The sequence below is a fragment of the Pseudomonas sp. SK genome (assembly GCF_012975065.1).
Classification (GTDB): Bacteria; Pseudomonadota; Gammaproteobacteria; order Pseudomonadales; family Pseudomonadaceae; genus Aquipseudomonas; species Aquipseudomonas anuradhapurensis.
Map to the genome: position 1 here is coordinate 344,098 of NZ_CP051857.1, position 15,266 is coordinate 359,363.

Annotated in this window: 11 protein-coding genes; 8 read left to right on the forward strand and 3 right to left on the reverse strand. The window is 63.2% G+C overall.

Translation table 11 applies throughout. From position 1 onward, the window contains the following. Window positions 1–12 precede the first annotated feature (12 nt). The 4 genes from dgcA to HG549_RS01555 all read left to right on the forward strand — a co-directional run bounded on the left by dgcA (window position 13) and on the right by HG549_RS01555 (window position 6,226). The gene (dgcA, locus tag HG549_RS01540; protein WP_170027867.1) at window positions 13–2,073 is read left to right on the forward strand and encodes a dimethylglycine demethylation protein DgcA; all 2,061 of its coding nucleotides are present in this window, start codon (window positions 13–15) and stop codon (window positions 2,071–2,073) included. A gap of 187 nt (window positions 2,074–2,260) precedes the next feature. Continuing rightward, a complete protein-coding gene (dgcB, locus tag HG549_RS01545) occupies window positions 2,261–4,213 on the forward strand; it encodes a dimethylglycine demethylation protein DgcB (protein ID WP_170027868.1) in 1,953 nt (650 codons plus the stop codon). Beyond that, complete coding sequence (locus tag HG549_RS01550; protein WP_170027869.1) at window positions 4,213–5,445, forward strand: electron transfer flavoprotein subunit alpha/FixB family protein; 1,233 nt, start codon at window positions 4,213–4,215, stop codon at window positions 5,443–5,445. The genes dgcB and HG549_RS01550 overlap by 1 nt, the downstream gene beginning before the upstream one ends. A 10-nt stretch (window positions 5,446–5,455) precedes the next feature. After that, window positions 5,456–6,226 carry an electron transfer flavoprotein subunit beta gene (locus HG549_RS01555; protein WP_170027870.1) on the forward strand — a complete coding sequence of 257 codons (771 nt, stop codon included), beginning with the start codon at window positions 5,456–5,458 and terminating at the stop codon, window positions 6,224–6,226. A 705-nt stretch (window positions 6,227–6,931) separates the two neighbouring features. Here HG549_RS01555 and gbcA read toward each other — a convergent pair. Beyond that, entirely contained in the window at window positions 6,932–8,224 is a 1,293-nt protein-coding gene (gene gbcA, locus HG549_RS01560; protein ID WP_170027871.1) for a glycine-betaine demethylase subunit GbcA, read from the reverse strand. A gap of 293 nt (window positions 8,225–8,517) precedes the next feature. Here gbcA and gbcB point away from each other — a divergent pair, with 293 nt between their 5' ends. Beyond that, the gene (gene gbcB, locus HG549_RS01565; RefSeq protein WP_170027872.1) at window positions 8,518–9,618 is read left to right on the forward strand and encodes a glycine-betaine demethylase subunit GbcB; all 1,101 of its coding nucleotides are present in this window, start codon (window positions 8,518–8,520) and stop codon (window positions 9,616–9,618) included. Between the two features lie 175 nt (window positions 9,619–9,793). Here the strand turns inward: gbcB and HG549_RS01570 are convergent, their stop codons facing one another. Further along, window positions 9,794–11,419 (reverse strand): methyl-accepting chemotaxis protein, encoded by a 1,626-nt coding sequence (locus HG549_RS01570; protein WP_170027873.1) that lies wholly within the window; start codon window positions 11,417–11,419, stop codon window positions 9,794–9,796. 274 nt (window positions 11,420–11,693) lie between these two features. Here HG549_RS01570 and HG549_RS01575 point away from each other — a divergent pair, with 274 nt between their 5' ends. The 3 genes from HG549_RS01575 to HG549_RS01585 all read left to right on the forward strand — a co-directional run bounded on the left by HG549_RS01575 (window position 11,694) and on the right by HG549_RS01585 (window position 14,371). Next, window positions 11,694–11,924: a hypothetical protein gene (locus HG549_RS01575; protein WP_170027874.1), complete on the forward strand. Its 231-nt coding sequence runs from the start codon at window positions 11,694–11,696 to the stop codon at window positions 11,922–11,924. After that, on the forward strand, window positions 11,921–12,223 hold the full coding sequence (locus HG549_RS01580; RefSeq protein WP_170027875.1) for a cell division protein ZapA: 303 nt from the start codon (window positions 11,921–11,923) through the stop codon (window positions 12,221–12,223). The genes HG549_RS01575 and HG549_RS01580 overlap by 4 nt, the downstream gene beginning before the upstream one ends. A 210-nt stretch (window positions 12,224–12,433) precedes the next feature. Beyond that, on the forward strand, window positions 12,434–14,371 hold the full coding sequence (locus HG549_RS01585) for a methyl-accepting chemotaxis protein (protein WP_170027876.1): 1,938 nt from the start codon (window positions 12,434–12,436) through the stop codon (window positions 14,369–14,371). A 121-nt stretch (window positions 14,372–14,492) separates the two neighbouring features. On the opposite strand, the gene HG549_RS01590 is transcribed toward HG549_RS01585, so the two are convergent. Continuing rightward, window positions 14,493–15,188 carry a hypothetical protein gene (locus tag HG549_RS01590; protein ID WP_170027877.1) on the reverse strand — a complete coding sequence of 232 codons (696 nt, stop codon included), beginning with the start codon at window positions 15,186–15,188 and terminating at the stop codon, window positions 14,493–14,495. Window positions 15,189–15,266: the final 78 nt, after the last annotated feature.

Below are 15,266 nucleotides of genomic sequence, written 5' to 3' on the forward strand. Positions count from 1 at the left end.
GGAGATAGCGTCATGGCATTCGAAGCAATGTTCCAGCCGATTCAGATCGGCAAACTGACCATCCGTAACCGCGTGCTCAGCACCGCGCACGCCGAGGTCTACGCCACTGACGGCGGCATGACGACCGACCGCTACGTGAAGTACTACGAAGAAAAGGCCAAGGGCGGTATCGGCCTGGCGATCTGCGGCGGCTCGTCTGTCGTCGCCATCGACAGCCCGCAGGAATGGTGGTCGTCGGTCAACCTGTCGACCGACCGCATCATCCCGCACTTCCAGAACCTGGCCGACGCCATGCACAAGCATGGCGCCAAGATCATGATCCAGATTACCCACATGGGCCGTCGCTCGCGCTGGGACGGCTTCAACTGGCCGACCCTGATGTCGCCGTCGGGTATCCGTGAACCCGTGCACCGTGCCACCTGCAAGACCATCGAGGTGGAAGAGATCTGGCGCGTGATCGGCAACTACGCGCAAGCGGCACGCCGCGCCAAAGAGGGCGGCCTGGACGGCGTCGAGCTGTCGGCCGTGCACCAGCACATGATCGACCAGTTCTGGAGCCCGCGGGTCAACAAGCGTACCGACGAATGGGGCGGCACTTTCGAAGGCCGCATGAAGTTCGGCCTGGAAGTGCTCAAGGCCGTACGCGCCGAGGTCGGTGACGACTTCTGCGTGGGCATGCGCATTTGCGGTGACGAGTTCCATCCGGACGGCCTCAGCCATGAGGACATGAAGCAGATCGCCGCGTACTACGACGCCACCGGCATGATCGACTTCATCGGCGTGGTCGGCTCGGGTTGCGACACCCACAACACCCTGGCCAACGTCATCCCCAACATGAGCTACCCGCCGGAGCCGTTCCTGCACCTGGCCGCCGGCATCAAGGAAGTGGTCAAGGTCCCGGTACTGCACGCGCAGAACATCAAGGACCCGAACCAGGCCACGCGTATCCTCGAAGGCGGCTACGTGGACATGGTCGGCATGACCCGTGCGCACATCGCCGACCCGCACCTGATCGCCAAGATCAAGATGGGCCAGATCGACCAGATCAAGCAGTGCGTCGGTGCCAACTACTGCATCGACCGCCAGTACCAGGGCCTGGACGTGCTGTGCATCCAGAACGCCGCGACCTCCCGTGAATACATGGGCGTGCCGCACATCATCGAGAAGACCACCGGCGCCAAGCGCAAGGTGGTGGTAGTGGGCGCCGGCCCTGCCGGCATGGAAGCGGCCCGCGTGGCTGCCGAACGTGGCCACGATGTGACCCTGTTCGAGAAGAAGGACCAGATCGGCGGGCAGATCACCATCGCCGCCAAGGCGCCGCAACGCGACCAGATTGCCGGTATCACCCGCTGGTACCAGCTGGAGCTGGCGCGCCTGAAGGTCGACCTGCGCCTGGGCACCGCTGCCGACGTGGCGACCATCCAGGACCTGCGCCCGGACATCATCGTGCTGGCGGTGGGTGGGCATTCGTTCCTCGAGCAGAACGAGCACTGGGGCGCCGCCGAAGGGTTGGTGGTCAGCAGCTGGGACGTGCTCGATGGCAAGGTGGCACCGGGCAAGAACGTGCTGGTGTACGACACCATCTGTGAATTCACCGGTATGTCGGTGGCGGACTTCATCGCCGACAAGGGCAGCCAGGTGGAAATCGTCACCGACGACATCAAGCCGGGCGTGGCCATGGGCGGTACCAGCTTCCCGACCTACTACCGCAGCATCTACCCGAAAGAAGTGATCATGACCGGCGACATGATGCTGGAAAAGGTCTACCGCGAGGGTGACAAGCTGGTGGCGGTGCTGGAGAACGAATACACCGGCGCCAAGGAAGAGCGCGTGGTTGACCAGGTAGTGGTGGAGAACGGCGTGCGTCCTGACGAGCAGCTGTACTACGCGCTGAAGGAAGGTTCGCGCAACAAGGGCCAGATCGACGTGGAGGCGCTGTTCGCCATCAAGCCACAGCCGATCCTCAGCCAGCCGGGCGAAGGCTACCTGCTGTACCGCATCGGCGACTGCGTAGCCCAGCGCAACGTGCATGCGGCGATCTACGACGCCTTGCGCCTGTGCAAGGACTTCTGATCGCACCGGCATGAACACCGCCCCCGAGGGCGGGATTGGCCCCCTGTGGGAGCGGGTTTACCCGCGAATGCGTCAGCACTGACAACCTCGTTGCCTGATCGGACGCATTCGCGGGTGAACCCGCTCCCACAGGGTCCGCGCCGCCCTTGAGAGTGGCGCAAGAATCCAGCTGTTGTGGGAGCCTCCCATGTTGAACACCCTTCTACCCATCCTGCTGTTCGCTGCCCTTGGCCTGGCAGTGCTCGGCGCCCTGCGCCGGGTGCGCATGTGGCGGCGCGGCCGGCCATCCAAGGTCAACCTGATCGGCGGTCTGCTGGCCATGCCACGCCGTTACCTGGTGGACCTGCACCACGTGGTCGAGCGCGACAAGTACATGTCCAAGACCCACGTGGCCACCGCAGGCGGCTTCGTGCTGTCTGCCGCATTGGCAATCCTGGTGCACGGTTTCGGCCTGCAGAGCAAGATCCTCGGCTACGCGCTGCTGGTGGCCACGGTGATCATGTTCAGCGGCGCCATCTTCGTCTTCAAGCGCCGCCTTAACCCGCCAGCGCGGCTGTCCAAGGGGCCGTGGATGCGCCTGCCGAAGAGCCTGCTGGCGTTCGCCGCGAGCTTCTTCATCGCCACCCTACCGGTCGCCGGCATCCTGCCTGCCAATACCGGCGGCTGGGTGATGGTCGCGATTCTCGGCCTGGGCGTGCTGTGGGGCGTGTCCGAGCTGTTCTTCGGCATGACCTGGGGCGGGCCGATGAAGCACGCCTTCGCCGGTGCCCTGCACCTGGCCTGGCACCGCCGTGCCGAGCGCTTCGGCGGCGGCCGCTCCACCGGCCTCAAGCCGCTGGACCTGGAAGACCCGAACGCGCCGCTGGGCGTGGAAAAACCGGTGGACTTCACCTGGAACCAGCTGCTGGGCTTCGATGCCTGCGTGCAGTGTGGCAAATGTGAAGCCATGTGCCCGGCGTTTGCCGCCGGCCAGCCGCTGAACCCGAAAAAACTCATCCAGGACATGGTCATCGGCCTGGCCGGTGGTACCGACGCCCAGTTCGCCGGCAGCCCGTACCCTGGCAAGCCGATCGGCGAGCATGGCGGCCACCCGCACCAGCCGATCGTCAATGGCCTGGTCGACGCCGAAACGCTGTGGTCGTGCACCACCTGCCGTGCCTGCGTCGAGGAATGCCCGATGATGATCGAGCACGTCGATGCCATCGTCGACATGCGTCGTCACCTGACCCTGGAAAAAGGCGCGACCCCGAACAAGGGCGCCGAGGTACTGGACAACCTGATCGCCACCGACAACCCGGGCGGTTTCGCCCCCGGTGGGCGCATGAACTGGGCCGCCGACCTCAACCTGCAACTGCTGTCGGAGGTGAAAACCACCGAGGTGCTGTTCTGGGTCGGTGATGGTGCCTTCGACATGCGCAACCAGCGGACCCTGCGTTCGTTCGTCAAGGTGCTCAAGGCCTCCGGCGTGGACTTTGCCGTGCTCGGCCTGGAAGAGCGCGACAGTGGCGACGTGGCGCGCCGCCTGGGCGACGAAGCGACCTTCCAGCAGCTGGCCAAACGCAATATCCAGACCTTGGCCAAGTACAAGTTCCGGCGCATCGTCACCTGTGACCCGCACAGCTTCCATGTGCTGAAGAACGAGTACGGCGCCCTGGGCGGTGAGTACCAGGTGCAGCACCACAGCACCTACATCGCCGAACTGATTGCGGCCAACAAGCTCAACCTCGGCCAGCACAAAGGTGGCAGCGTCACCTACCACGACCCGTGCTACCTGGGCCGCTACAACGGCGAGTACGAAGCCCCGCGGGCAGTGCTCAAGGCGTTGGGCATCGAGGTGCGCGAAATGGAACGCTCCGGCTTCCGCTCGCGCTGCTGTGGCGGTGGCGGCGGTGCGCCGATTACCGACATCCCTGGCAAGCAGCGGATCCCCGACATGCGCATGGACGATATCCGCCAGACCGAGGCCGAGCTGGTGGCCGTGGGTTGCCCGCAGTGCACCGCGATGCTCGAAGGCGTGGTCGAACCGCGCCCACAGATCAAGGACCTGGCCGAGCTGGTCGCCGACGTGCTGATCGAAGAGGACGCGCCTGCTGCCGCCAAGGCGCAAACGGCCAAACGTGAACCTGCGGAGGTGCACTGATGAGCGACATTATCCGCCGCGACCCGCGCGCCGAGTGGATCGCCCGTAACCGTCTGCACCCGCTGCACGCAGCGATGCAGACGCAGCAAACCCGCTGGATGGGGCCGAACGGCCTGATCCGCAAGAACCCTCATGCGATTGCCGCAGGCTTCATCGGCCCGGCCGGCCTCAAGCGCATCGACCGCAGCGGCGCCCAGCAGGGCACCGGTGTGGGCGGGCGGCGCACGGCGGCGGCCGAGGTGCAGCTGCCGCTGCACCAGGTAACGGCGCCGGCGTTCTACATTGCCGTAGTGCCGGACATGGTCGGTGGCCGCCTGAGCAGCCACGACCGCGACCTGCTCGGCCTGGCCCACAGCCTGGCCGGCAGCGACGGCGCGGTATTGGCGGTGGTATTCGGTGAGCACAAGGAAAGCAACTTTTCCACAGCTGGCGTCGACCGCCTGCTGGTCATCGAGGGCGAGGCCTTCGAAGGTTATGCACCGGAGCAACTGGTGCAGGGCCTGCGCGCTGTGGATAACCAGTTCACCCCGCGCCACTGGCTGCTGCCCGACAGCCGCACCGGTGGCGGCGAACTTGGCCGACGCCTGGGCGCGGCGCTGGGCGAGCGCCCGGCGACGCGGGTATGGCAGGTCAAGGATGGCCAGTGCATTGGCCGTGCCGGTGCCGGCCAGCAAGACCTGCAACGCGCCGTGCCGCGCCTGATCCTGGCGGCGGCCGAATGCGCCGAGCCGGTCAGCGAAACCCGTCATGAAGCGCTGCCGGTAGAGTTGTCCACAAGTGTTCCGCGCAGCCTGTCGCGTATCGAGGACCTCGGCTCGGTGGCCGTCGACCCGGCCACCATTGCCATGGCCGAGGCCGAGTTCATCGTCTCCGGTGGCAACGGCGTCAAGGACTGGGACCTGTACCACCAGGCTACCGCAGCGCTGGGCGCCACCGAAGGTGCCTCGCGGGTGGCGGTGGACGACGGCTTCATGCCGCGCAACCGCCAGGTGGGCGCTACCGGTACCTGGGTTACCGCACGGGTCTACGTGGCGGTGGGTATCTCGGGTGCGATCCAGCACCTGCAGGGCATTGGCGCCTGCGACAAGGTGGTGGCCATCAACATGGACCCAGGCTGCGACATGATCAAACGGGCCGACCTGTCGGTGATTGGCGACAGCTCGGCAATTCTCAAGGCACTGATCGAGGCTGTGGATAACTACCGCAGCGGCGGCCAGCGCGACGCGGCATAAGGGCACGAGCATGAGTACGAAAGTGATCAGCCTGGTTTCCATCGGTGCCCACCCCAGCTCCGGCCGCGCGCGCCGCGCCGAGCAGGATGCCCGCGCGGTGGAACTGGGCTTGCAGCTGGCTGGGGATAACTTGCAGGTGGTGCATGCCGGCGACCCACGCGAAGAGGCGCTGCGCGCCTACCTGGGCATGGGCCTGGACCACCTGGATGTGCTGGAGCAGCCGGCCGGTGCCGATGTGCTGGGCGTGCTGGGCGACTACCTGCGTGACGCCGGGGCACAACTGGTGCTGACCGGCAGCCAGGCAGAGACCGGCGAAGGGTCGGGCATGCTGCCGTTCCTGCTGGCGGAGAAACTCGGCTGGCCATTGATCGTGGGCCTGGCCGAAGTGGAATCGATCGACAACGGCACCGCCCAGGTATTGCAGGCCCTGCCACGTGGCCAACGGCGCCGGCTGAAGGTGCGCCTGCCGCTGCTGGCGACTGTCGATAACGCCGCGCCGAAGCCGCGCCAGAGTGCCTTCGGGCCGGCGCGCCGTGGTGTCCTGGCGGCGCGCAACGTGGCCATCGTCGAAGACCAGCTGCTGGCCGAGGCCGAGCTGCAGCCGGCGCGCCCACGGCCCAAGCGGCTGAAGGTGATCAAGGCCAAGAGCGGCGCCGACCGCATGAAGGCGGCGACTGCCAAGGCCAGTGGTGGCGGTGGCAAGGTGTTGAAAGACGTTACTCCGCAGGAAGGCGCCGAAGCCATCCTCAAGCTGCTGGTGGAAGAAGGCGTGCTGCGCTAAAGCCTCCCGCAGTCCCATGTAGGAGCGGCCTTGCGTCGCGATGGGCTGCGCAGCAGCCCCCAGCTCTTGAGCCAGACTCAGGATTGTCGGGGCTGCTGCGCAGTCCATCGCGACGCAAGGCCGCTCCTACATTCGGGGCAAGGCATCGGCCGCATACTTTGCCCACCAAATCTGTTCGCCAACATGTGGATAAAGTGTTGGCGCATGGCCGCAGGCCTCGTATCACGCTGCCTCCATTGGTTTGATCAAAAAACAGTCAGGCTCTGTCGGGGCGCTTGCTTGCCTAGCACATCAGCCTCTTCCTGTTTTTGCCCACAATCGCTGTTAGCCCCTCTGTGGATAATATGTTCGGTATCGGCTGCGAGCCGCGTATTCAAAGGCGTTGACGGATTTGTTCGAAAAATGATCAAAGCCCTGTTTTTAACCTTCCGAACTTGATAATCAGCGCCTTGCAGCACTTATCCACAGTTCGGTTGCGAGTGCTCGCGTGGTTGCTCACAAACTCTGTTGGTGGCTCTGTGGATAAGGTGTATGAACACCGCTGCACCCGAGCGCGTATGCGGGTTTGACCGAGTTGGTCAAATACTGATCAGTGATTCGCTGGGGCGAGTGTTGCAGGGGGAAGGGTTACACAGCGGGTTTCATGCGGGGAGTGTAGAAAGGGGAGTCCCCGCCACCAAACAACGTTCAGTGGCGGGGTTGGGCTTACTGTGCCTGTACTTCCTTCAGGTAAGGTGCTGGCTCCGCCCCCAGGTTGTTCAGCAAGCGCTGGCTGTACCAGTCAATGAAGTTGACCACGCCAAACTCGTAGGTCTTCGAGTAAGGGCCCGGCTGGTATGCGGTGGAGTTGATCCCGCGCTGGTTTTCTTCGGCCAGACGGCGGTCCTGGTCGTTGGTGGCGTCCCACACCTTGCGCATGCGCTCCGGATCGTAATCCACGCCTTCCACGGCATCCTTGTGCACCAGCCACTTGGTGGTGACCATGGTTTCCTGGGCGCTGATCGGCCACACGGTGAACACGATCATGTGGTCGCCCATGCAGTGGTTCCACGAGTGCGGCAGGTGCAGGATGCGCATCGAGCCCAGGTCCGGGTTCTTGATGCGGCCCATCAGCTTCTGGCAGGCCTGCTTGCCATCCATGGTCATCGACACGGTGCCCTTGAGCAGCGGCATGCGCACGATGCGGTTACGCAGGCCATGGCTCTTGTGCAGGTACGGGATCTTCTCGGCTTCCCAGGCGGCGGCCGAGGCAGCCACGTGGTCCTTGAATTCCTGGCTGGCGCGCGGGTCGTTGGTGTCGTCCCATTCCAGCAGGGTTTGCAGCAGTTCCGGGTGCGAACCGTTGCAGTGGTAGCACTCGCGGTTGTTTTCCAGCACCAGCTTCCAGTTGGCCTTTTCCATCAAGGTGGTTTGCACCGCCACCTTGGTGTTCTCCATGTCGTACGGCTCCATGTAGTGGTCCAGGGTGGCCAGGAACTCGTCGATGGCAGGCGGGTTTTCCGCCAGGCTGATGAAGATGTAGCCGCCAGCGACCTTCACGTTCACCGGCTTCAGGCCGTACTGGTTCATGTCGAAGTCGGCACCCATTTCGGTGCCGGCGAACAGCAGGCGGCCGTCCAGCTCGTAGGTCCACTGGTGGTACGGGCAGACCAGCTTGGCCACCTTGCCCTTGTCGCTGACGCACAGGCGCGAGCCGCGATGGCGGCAGACGTTGTGGAAGGCATGCACCTTGCCTTCGGCGCCACGCACCACGATGATCGGGTTCTTGCCGATCTGCAGGGTGATGTAGTTGCCCTTGGCCGGGATCTCGCAGGTCATGCCGGCGATCAGCCACTCCTTGTGGAAGATCTCCTGCATGTCGATCTGGAACAGACGCTCGTCGTTGTAGAAAGGCTGGGGCAGCGAGAAGGTGCGCTCGCGGGTCTGCAGCATTTCGGCTGTCGCCTTGCGTGCAGGTTCCAGTGGATCGCCCAGGCTCAGGGTTGCGGTGACGTCCATCGTGTATTCCTCGGGGCCGTGTGCGGCCGGCAAAAGGTGGCTAATCGTTGTTGTGGTGCCGCAAGGCTGCTTATCAAGAAACAGCGGTTGTTTTGCCGTGGAGTGTGCGTCCGAAGACGTCGTGAACCGTATCCATGGGCGACATGGCCGAATTGAATTACGACTCCGCAGCCCTTGTGGGGCGGGGCTGGTCGCGATAAGCACGCCGATGTCGCTGGCAGGAATGTACGTCGCCTTCAGCTTGCGCATTATCCAAGCCATAAAAGGCCAATAGTCGGCTGCTGGAGATGAACATGTCCGATACCTTCCTCAATCCGGTCACCACCCAGACCTGGGCCAACGGCCGCCACATCGTGCGCTGCGTCAAGGTCATCCAGGAGACCTGGGACGTGCGCACCTTCTGCTTCATGGCCGACCAGCCGATCATGTTCTTCTTCAAGCCCGGGCAGTTCGTCACCCTGGAGCTGGAGATCGAAGGCAAGCCGGTGATGCGCTCCTATACCATCTCCAGCTCGCCTTCGGTGCCCTACAGCTTCTCGATCACGGTCAAGCGCGTACCGGGCGGCCTGGTCTCCAACTTCCTCCACGACACCATGCACGAAGGCGCCGAACTGCCGGTGCACGGCCCGGTGGGGCTGTTCAACGCCATCGATTTCCCGGCGCAGAAGGTGCTGTACCTTTCCGGCGGTGTCGGTATCACCCCGGTGATGTCGATGGCCCGCTGGTTCTACGACACCAACGGCAATGTCGACATGGTGTTCGTGCACAGTGCCCGTTCGCCGAAGGACATCATCTACCATCGCGAGCTGGAACAGATGGCCTCGCGCATCCCCAACTTCAGCCTGCACATCATTTGCGAAAAGCATGGCCTGGGTGAGCCGTGGGCGGGTTACCGCGGCTACCTGAACCAGCGCCTGATGGAGCTGATTGCGCCGGACTACATGGAGCGCGTGGTGTTCTGCTGTGGCCCGACGCCGTACATGAGCGCGGTCAAGCGCATGCTCGAAGCGGTGGGCTTCGACATGAAGAACTACCACGAGGAGTCGTTCGGTGCCACGCCGCCGGAAGCCAAGGCGGACGCGGTGGAGCATGCCGAACAGGCTGCCGATGCGCCGGAACTGGATGCCGCCGACCTCAACCTGGTGGAATTCATCGGCAGCGACAAGAGTATCCGCATCGCCCCGGGCGAGACCGTGCACGCAGCGGCCGCCAAGGTTGGCCTGATGATCCCGAAAGCTTGCGGCATGGGCATCTGCGGCACCTGCAAGGTGCTCAAGCTGGGCGGCGAAGTGGAGATGGAGCACAACGGTGGCATCACCGAAGAGGACGAAGCCGAGGGCTACATCCTGTCGTGCTGCAGTGTGCCGAAAGGGGATGTGCGGATCGATTACTGATCCGCGATTGCAGGGGCTGCTTTGCAGCCCATCGCGACGCAAGGCCGCTCCTGCAGGAGTCGCGTTCTGAGCTGCGCCCCAGAGGGTGGACAGATGTCCAACATTGGGGCGCAGCTCATTCTCTTGTAGGGGCGGCCTTGCGTCGCGAAAGGGCCGCAAAGCGGCCCCAGGTCTTTCAGGTACGGAACCGTGCTACCAACCCATTCAGATCCACCGCCAGGCGCGACAACTCGGCACTCGCCGCACTGGTCTGATTCGCCCCAGTAGCGCTCTGCACCGACAGGTCGTTGATGTTCACCAGGTTGCGGTCCACTTCCCGCGCCACCTGCGCCTGCTCTTCCGCAGCGCTGGCAATTACCAGGTTACGCTCGTTGATCTGCGCCACCGCCCCGGCAATGGTATCCAGCGCCAAGCCTGCGCCACGGGCGATATTCAAGGTCGATTCGGCACGCTCGGTGCTGGTGCGCATCGAGTTCACGGCCTCTTCGGTACCGCCCTGAATGCTGCCGATCATCCGCTCGATCTCGCTGGTCGACTGCTGGGTGCGGTGGGCCAGCGCCCGCACTTCATCGGCGACCACGGCAAAACCACGGCCGGCCTCGCCGGCACGGGCCGCCTCGATCGCCGCGTTGAGTGCCAGCAGGTTGGTCTGGTCTGCCAGGCCGCGGATCACATCCAGCACCTTGCCGATATCACGCGACTGTTCGGCCAGGTGGGTAACCAGCTTGGCGGTGGCTTGTACGTCACCGCTCATGCGCTCGATGGCACCCACGGTTTCCATGACCAGGTCGCGGCCATCGCCCGCCGAACGGCTGGCTTCGCTGGAGGCTTCCGAGGTGCTGACGGCATTGCGTGCCACCTCTTCGACGGCGCTGGTCATTTCGGTCACCGCCGTGGCGGCCTGTTCGATTTCGTTGTTCTGCTGCTGCAGGCCACGAGCGCTTTCGTCGGTGACGGCGTTCAGCTCCTCGGCAGCCGAGGCCAGCTGCGTGGCCGAGCCGGCGATCAGCTGCAAGGTGTCGCGCAGCTTGTCCTGCATGCGGGCCATGGCGCGCAGCAGGCGGGCAGCTTCGTCGGTACCCTCGGCATGGATGACGTGGGTCAGGTCGCCGTCGGCGATCTGTTCGGCGCATCTGAGCGCCTCGTCGATCGGCTTGACGATGCTGCGGGTCAACAGCAGGGCGCAGGCAAAAGTCAGCACGGTGGCGGCGACCAGCAGGGTGATCACCAGGGAGAAAGCCACGTCATACTGGTTGGCAGCTTTCGCGTTGGTGTCACGGGTCTGCTCGGTGTTGATCTGTACCAGGGTCTCCATGATCTTGTTGATCTGCTCGGAGTTGGCCTGCAAGTCACGGTTGAGCACATCTCTCAGTTCGTCGAGGCGGCCGGCCTGGTTCAGGCTGCGCATGCGCGCCTCGAGCTGGCGGTACTGGTTGAGCGCCTGGACGTACTGGTCGTACGCGGCCTTTTCGTCAGCGGCAGTGATCAGCGGCACGTAGGCTTCGCGCGCGCGGTCGATCTGCTGGTTGCGCTGTTCCATCAGGTTGAGGATTTCCTGCTGGCTTTGCGGGTCGCGGTTCACCAGCAGGCGGTAGGAGAGGCTGCGCAGGCGCAGGTTCAGCGCGCTGATTTCATCCAGCGTCTTGATCGCGGGGACGCTGATTTGCTCGATGACCAGGCCGGCCTGGCGGATGTTGCCCATTTGCATCAGGGAGAAAGTACCGAGGCCGAGCATCAGCAGGCCGATAAGCGAAAAGCCCAGCAGTGCGCGCGGGGCAATGTTCATGTTGCGTAATGACATGGTGGGCAGATCCAGGAAAGTGAAGGAGAGGCACCCAGTGCGACAGAATGTGTCTCTTTGAGTATCGGTCGTGACCGGCCAGTCTTGAGTCTGCGCCTGACAAAATCCCGAGTTGGCCCAGGTGTTCCTGACCGGCGGTTGACCCAGGTCGGAACAAGGGGCCGGTTACCCTGTCAATCTGCGGGTTCGACACGTTGTGAATCCGATATTTAATGGCGACGGGCGGCACTTTTCTTTATCGTGTGCGCCCCCCGCAACAACCTGAGATAGACCCATGCTGGAAGCTTCCCTGAATCAAATCGAGCAACTGGTCAACGACCTGCTGCAGAAGAACGCCCAACTGACCGAGCAGAACGCCGCCCTCGGCCAGGAACTGGCCCAGGCCAAGGAAGAAAACGAGACCCTGCAGCTGTCGCTGATGGAGCAGGAAGAGAAGCACGGCAGCACCGCCGCGCGCCTGCAGGCGCTGGTCGAGCGCGCCACCGCTGGCGTTGTCGGCGCATGACACTACGGGCCCAGCCGATCAATGTCGTGTCGATCCTCGGTAACGACTATTCGATCAAGGCGCCTGAAGGCCAGGAGGCAACCCTGGCCCAGGCTGTACAAATGCTCAACACCGCCCTGGCCCAGACCAAGCGTCAGTACCCGACCCTGATCGGTGACAAGTTGCTGGTGCTGGCCGCGTTGAACCTGTGTTCGCGACAGATCGAACTGCAGGATGAGCACCGCAAGACGCTGGAGCGTACCCAGGCGCAGATAGATGCCACCGTGGACACCATCGTCCGGACCATTGCCGAACAATGACGGGCTGATGCCAGGGGCCTGTGGAGCGAGTTTTTCGAGGCTTCGAACCACCGCAAACACCGGCGCAGCCGGTGCCAGACACAGTGATGAAGCAATCCTGAGCATCCCCGCTGGCACGGGCGAGAAGCTGTTGTTCTAGATCACTGGATTAACTGGATACGCAAGTGTATACACTTCCCGCAAAACAATAATTATGTGGGGAGCAGGGGCATGCGTATCTGGCGTAAAAGCATCCAGTGGCAGTTGATCACCAGCATGGGCGCCGCCCTGCTGGTGAGCATTCTGGTCGTAGTCATCATCTTCACCGTGGCGCTCAATCGCCTCACCGAACGCTACCTGGTGGGCAGTGCCTTGCCGGCCAGCATCGAGGCCATCCGCAACGACATCGAACGCATGCTCGGCCAGCCGCTGGTAGCGGCGGCAGACATCGCTGGCAACACGCTACTGCGCGACTGGCTCGCCGCAGGTGAGAACCCCGCGCAGGCCCCGCAGTTCATCGAATACCTCACCGCCGCCAAGCAGCGCAACCAGGCGTTCACCACCTTGTTCGTCTCCACCGAGACCGGCCACTACTACAACGAGAACGGGCTGGACCGTACCCTCAGCCGCAGCAACCCCAAGGACCAGTGGTTCTACGGCTACATCGACAGCGGTGCCGAGCGGTTCATCAATATCGACATCGATGGCGCCACGGGCGAGCTGGCCCTGTTCATCGACTACCGGGTGGAAAAGCATGGCCAACTGGTCGGCGTGGCCGGTATGGGCCTGCGCATGACCGAGCTGTCGCAGCTGATCCACGACTTCAGCTTTGGCGAACACGGCAAAGTGTTTCTGGTGCGTAACGATGGCCTGATCCAGGTGCACCCGGATAACGCCTTCAGCGGCAAGCGGCAGCTGGCCGAGCAGCTCGGTGCGGACGCCGCCAAGGCGGTGCTGAGCGGGGCGCAGGGCCTGCGCAGCAGCCGCTTCAGCCGAGACGGCGAAAGCTACCTGGCGCTCGGCCTGCCCTTGCGCGACCTGAACTGGACCTTGGTCGCCGAGGTGCCGGAGCAGGAGATCTACGCGCAAATGCACCAGGCAGTGTGGCTGACCAGCCTGATCGGTGGCGCCGTAGCGCTGGTCTCGCTGCTGCTGGTGGTGCTGTTGGCCCGCGGCCTGGTGCGGCCGATCCGTCGCGTCACGGCTGCGCTGGTGCAAATTGGCAGTGGCGCGGGTGACCTCAGCCAGCGCCTGGACGATTCACGCCTGGACGAACTGGGTGACCTGGCTCGCGGTTTCAACCGCTTCCTCGACAGCCAGCGGCGGCTCATCGGTGAAGTGCTGCAGACCTCCGAGCGGCTGCACCAGGCGGTTGAACAGGTGACCGTGGTGGTGGACAACACCGCCGAACGTTCCGGGCGCCAGCAGGAAATGACCGAAATGGTGGCTACCGCCGTACACGAAATGGGCCTGACCGTGCAGGACATTGCCCGCAATGCCGGCGATGCGGCCCAGGCCTCGCAGGCGGCGCGCGATGAAGCCGTACAGGCGCGCGAAGTGGTACGGCGCTCGGTCCAGGGTATCGAGGGCATGTCGGGCGATATCGGCAGGGCGGCCGAGGCTGTGGGCCAGTTGGCCGGTGAAGTCGCCTCGATCGATGAAGTGCTCGCGGTGATCCGCAGCATTTCCGAACAGACCAACCTGCTGGCGCTGAATGCTGCCATCGAGGCCGCACGGGCAGGCGAGATGGGGCGCGGGTTTGCCGTGGTGGCCGATGAAGTGCGCACCTTGGCGCGGCGCACGCAGCTGTCCACCGACGAGGTGCAGCAGATGATCCAGCGCCTGAAGCAGGGCGCGGGCGTGGCGGTGAGTTCGATGCAGGCGGGGCAGCAGGCCACCGGCAGTGGTGTCGAGTCGAGCCAGCGCACAGGCGCATCGCTGGGGGCCATTACCGACCGGGTCGAGCACATCAGCGACATGAACCATCAGGTCGCGACGGCGACCGAAGAGCAGTCGGCGGTGACCGAGGAAATCAACCGCACGGTGCAGGGGATTTCCGACCTGGCGCGGGCGACCGCGGCGGAGGTGCAAGGCTGTCGTCAAGAGTGCCGGGCGTTGCGCGGCCTGGCCGATGACCTGGCGCGGCAGATGGGTGGGTTCAAGCTCTAAACCGAGGCGCGTTGCGGGTCAATCGCGATGTCAGGCCGCTCCCAGGATGTTTGTTCCTGTGGGGCGGCCTTGTGTGCCACAGCGCAGTCTTGTGCACTTTGCAAAGGCCGGGGTAGGGCGATCAAGCCTGGGGAGGCACAACATACACCGGGGAAACAGCGGGTCTGACGACTCCGAAAGGATTCAATTCCATGCCATACACTTGAAATAGCAGGTCATTGGAAGATTGAAATTGGTAAAAATCTCCGGGAACAAGCCGGGCGCTCAAGGCGTCGCTCGTGCCTCGACTCGTATATACCTTGTTCTTCAGTGTTCGTGCGACAAATACAGATTCCTGTTCCGAAAGTTCATAAAGGACACGGTAAGCAATATAATCTGTCTGGTCGTCAACGTAAATTCGTGCACGTTTATGGCAGGATAATGCCAAGGAGTGCTCCACTCCCGTTTCGGGTTCCAAGGGAGGGAGAGACTCGAGAACCACTTCTGTCTGGTGTCCGCTGAAAAAGACACTCTTTTCCCATACAATAGAGTAGTTGTCTTGTTTATCAATAAATATGTCAAGGTCTGTTGCGTATTCGTAGGCGTTCTGCAGCGAGTTCACCGTGCCGAAATACTCATCTCCCTGGTCATTCCGAATTTGGATGATGGCTGCTTCGCCGGCGGTTTGGCGAATAAAACGGGCAGTGACCGGGTAACCTAATCCATCTTTGGAAAACGCACTGTTTACACAGGCCTCAAGCAGCTTTTGGGGATTCTCTACTTCCTCTGCTTTGGTGTTTTTGAGATCTTCGCGTGTGATGATTTTGTCGTTGCGCATACGGGGTGCTCCTATTTGGGAACTTCACCCTAGCGCCGAGGCTGGTTTCATGAAACTGGCATTTCTAATAGTTGACGA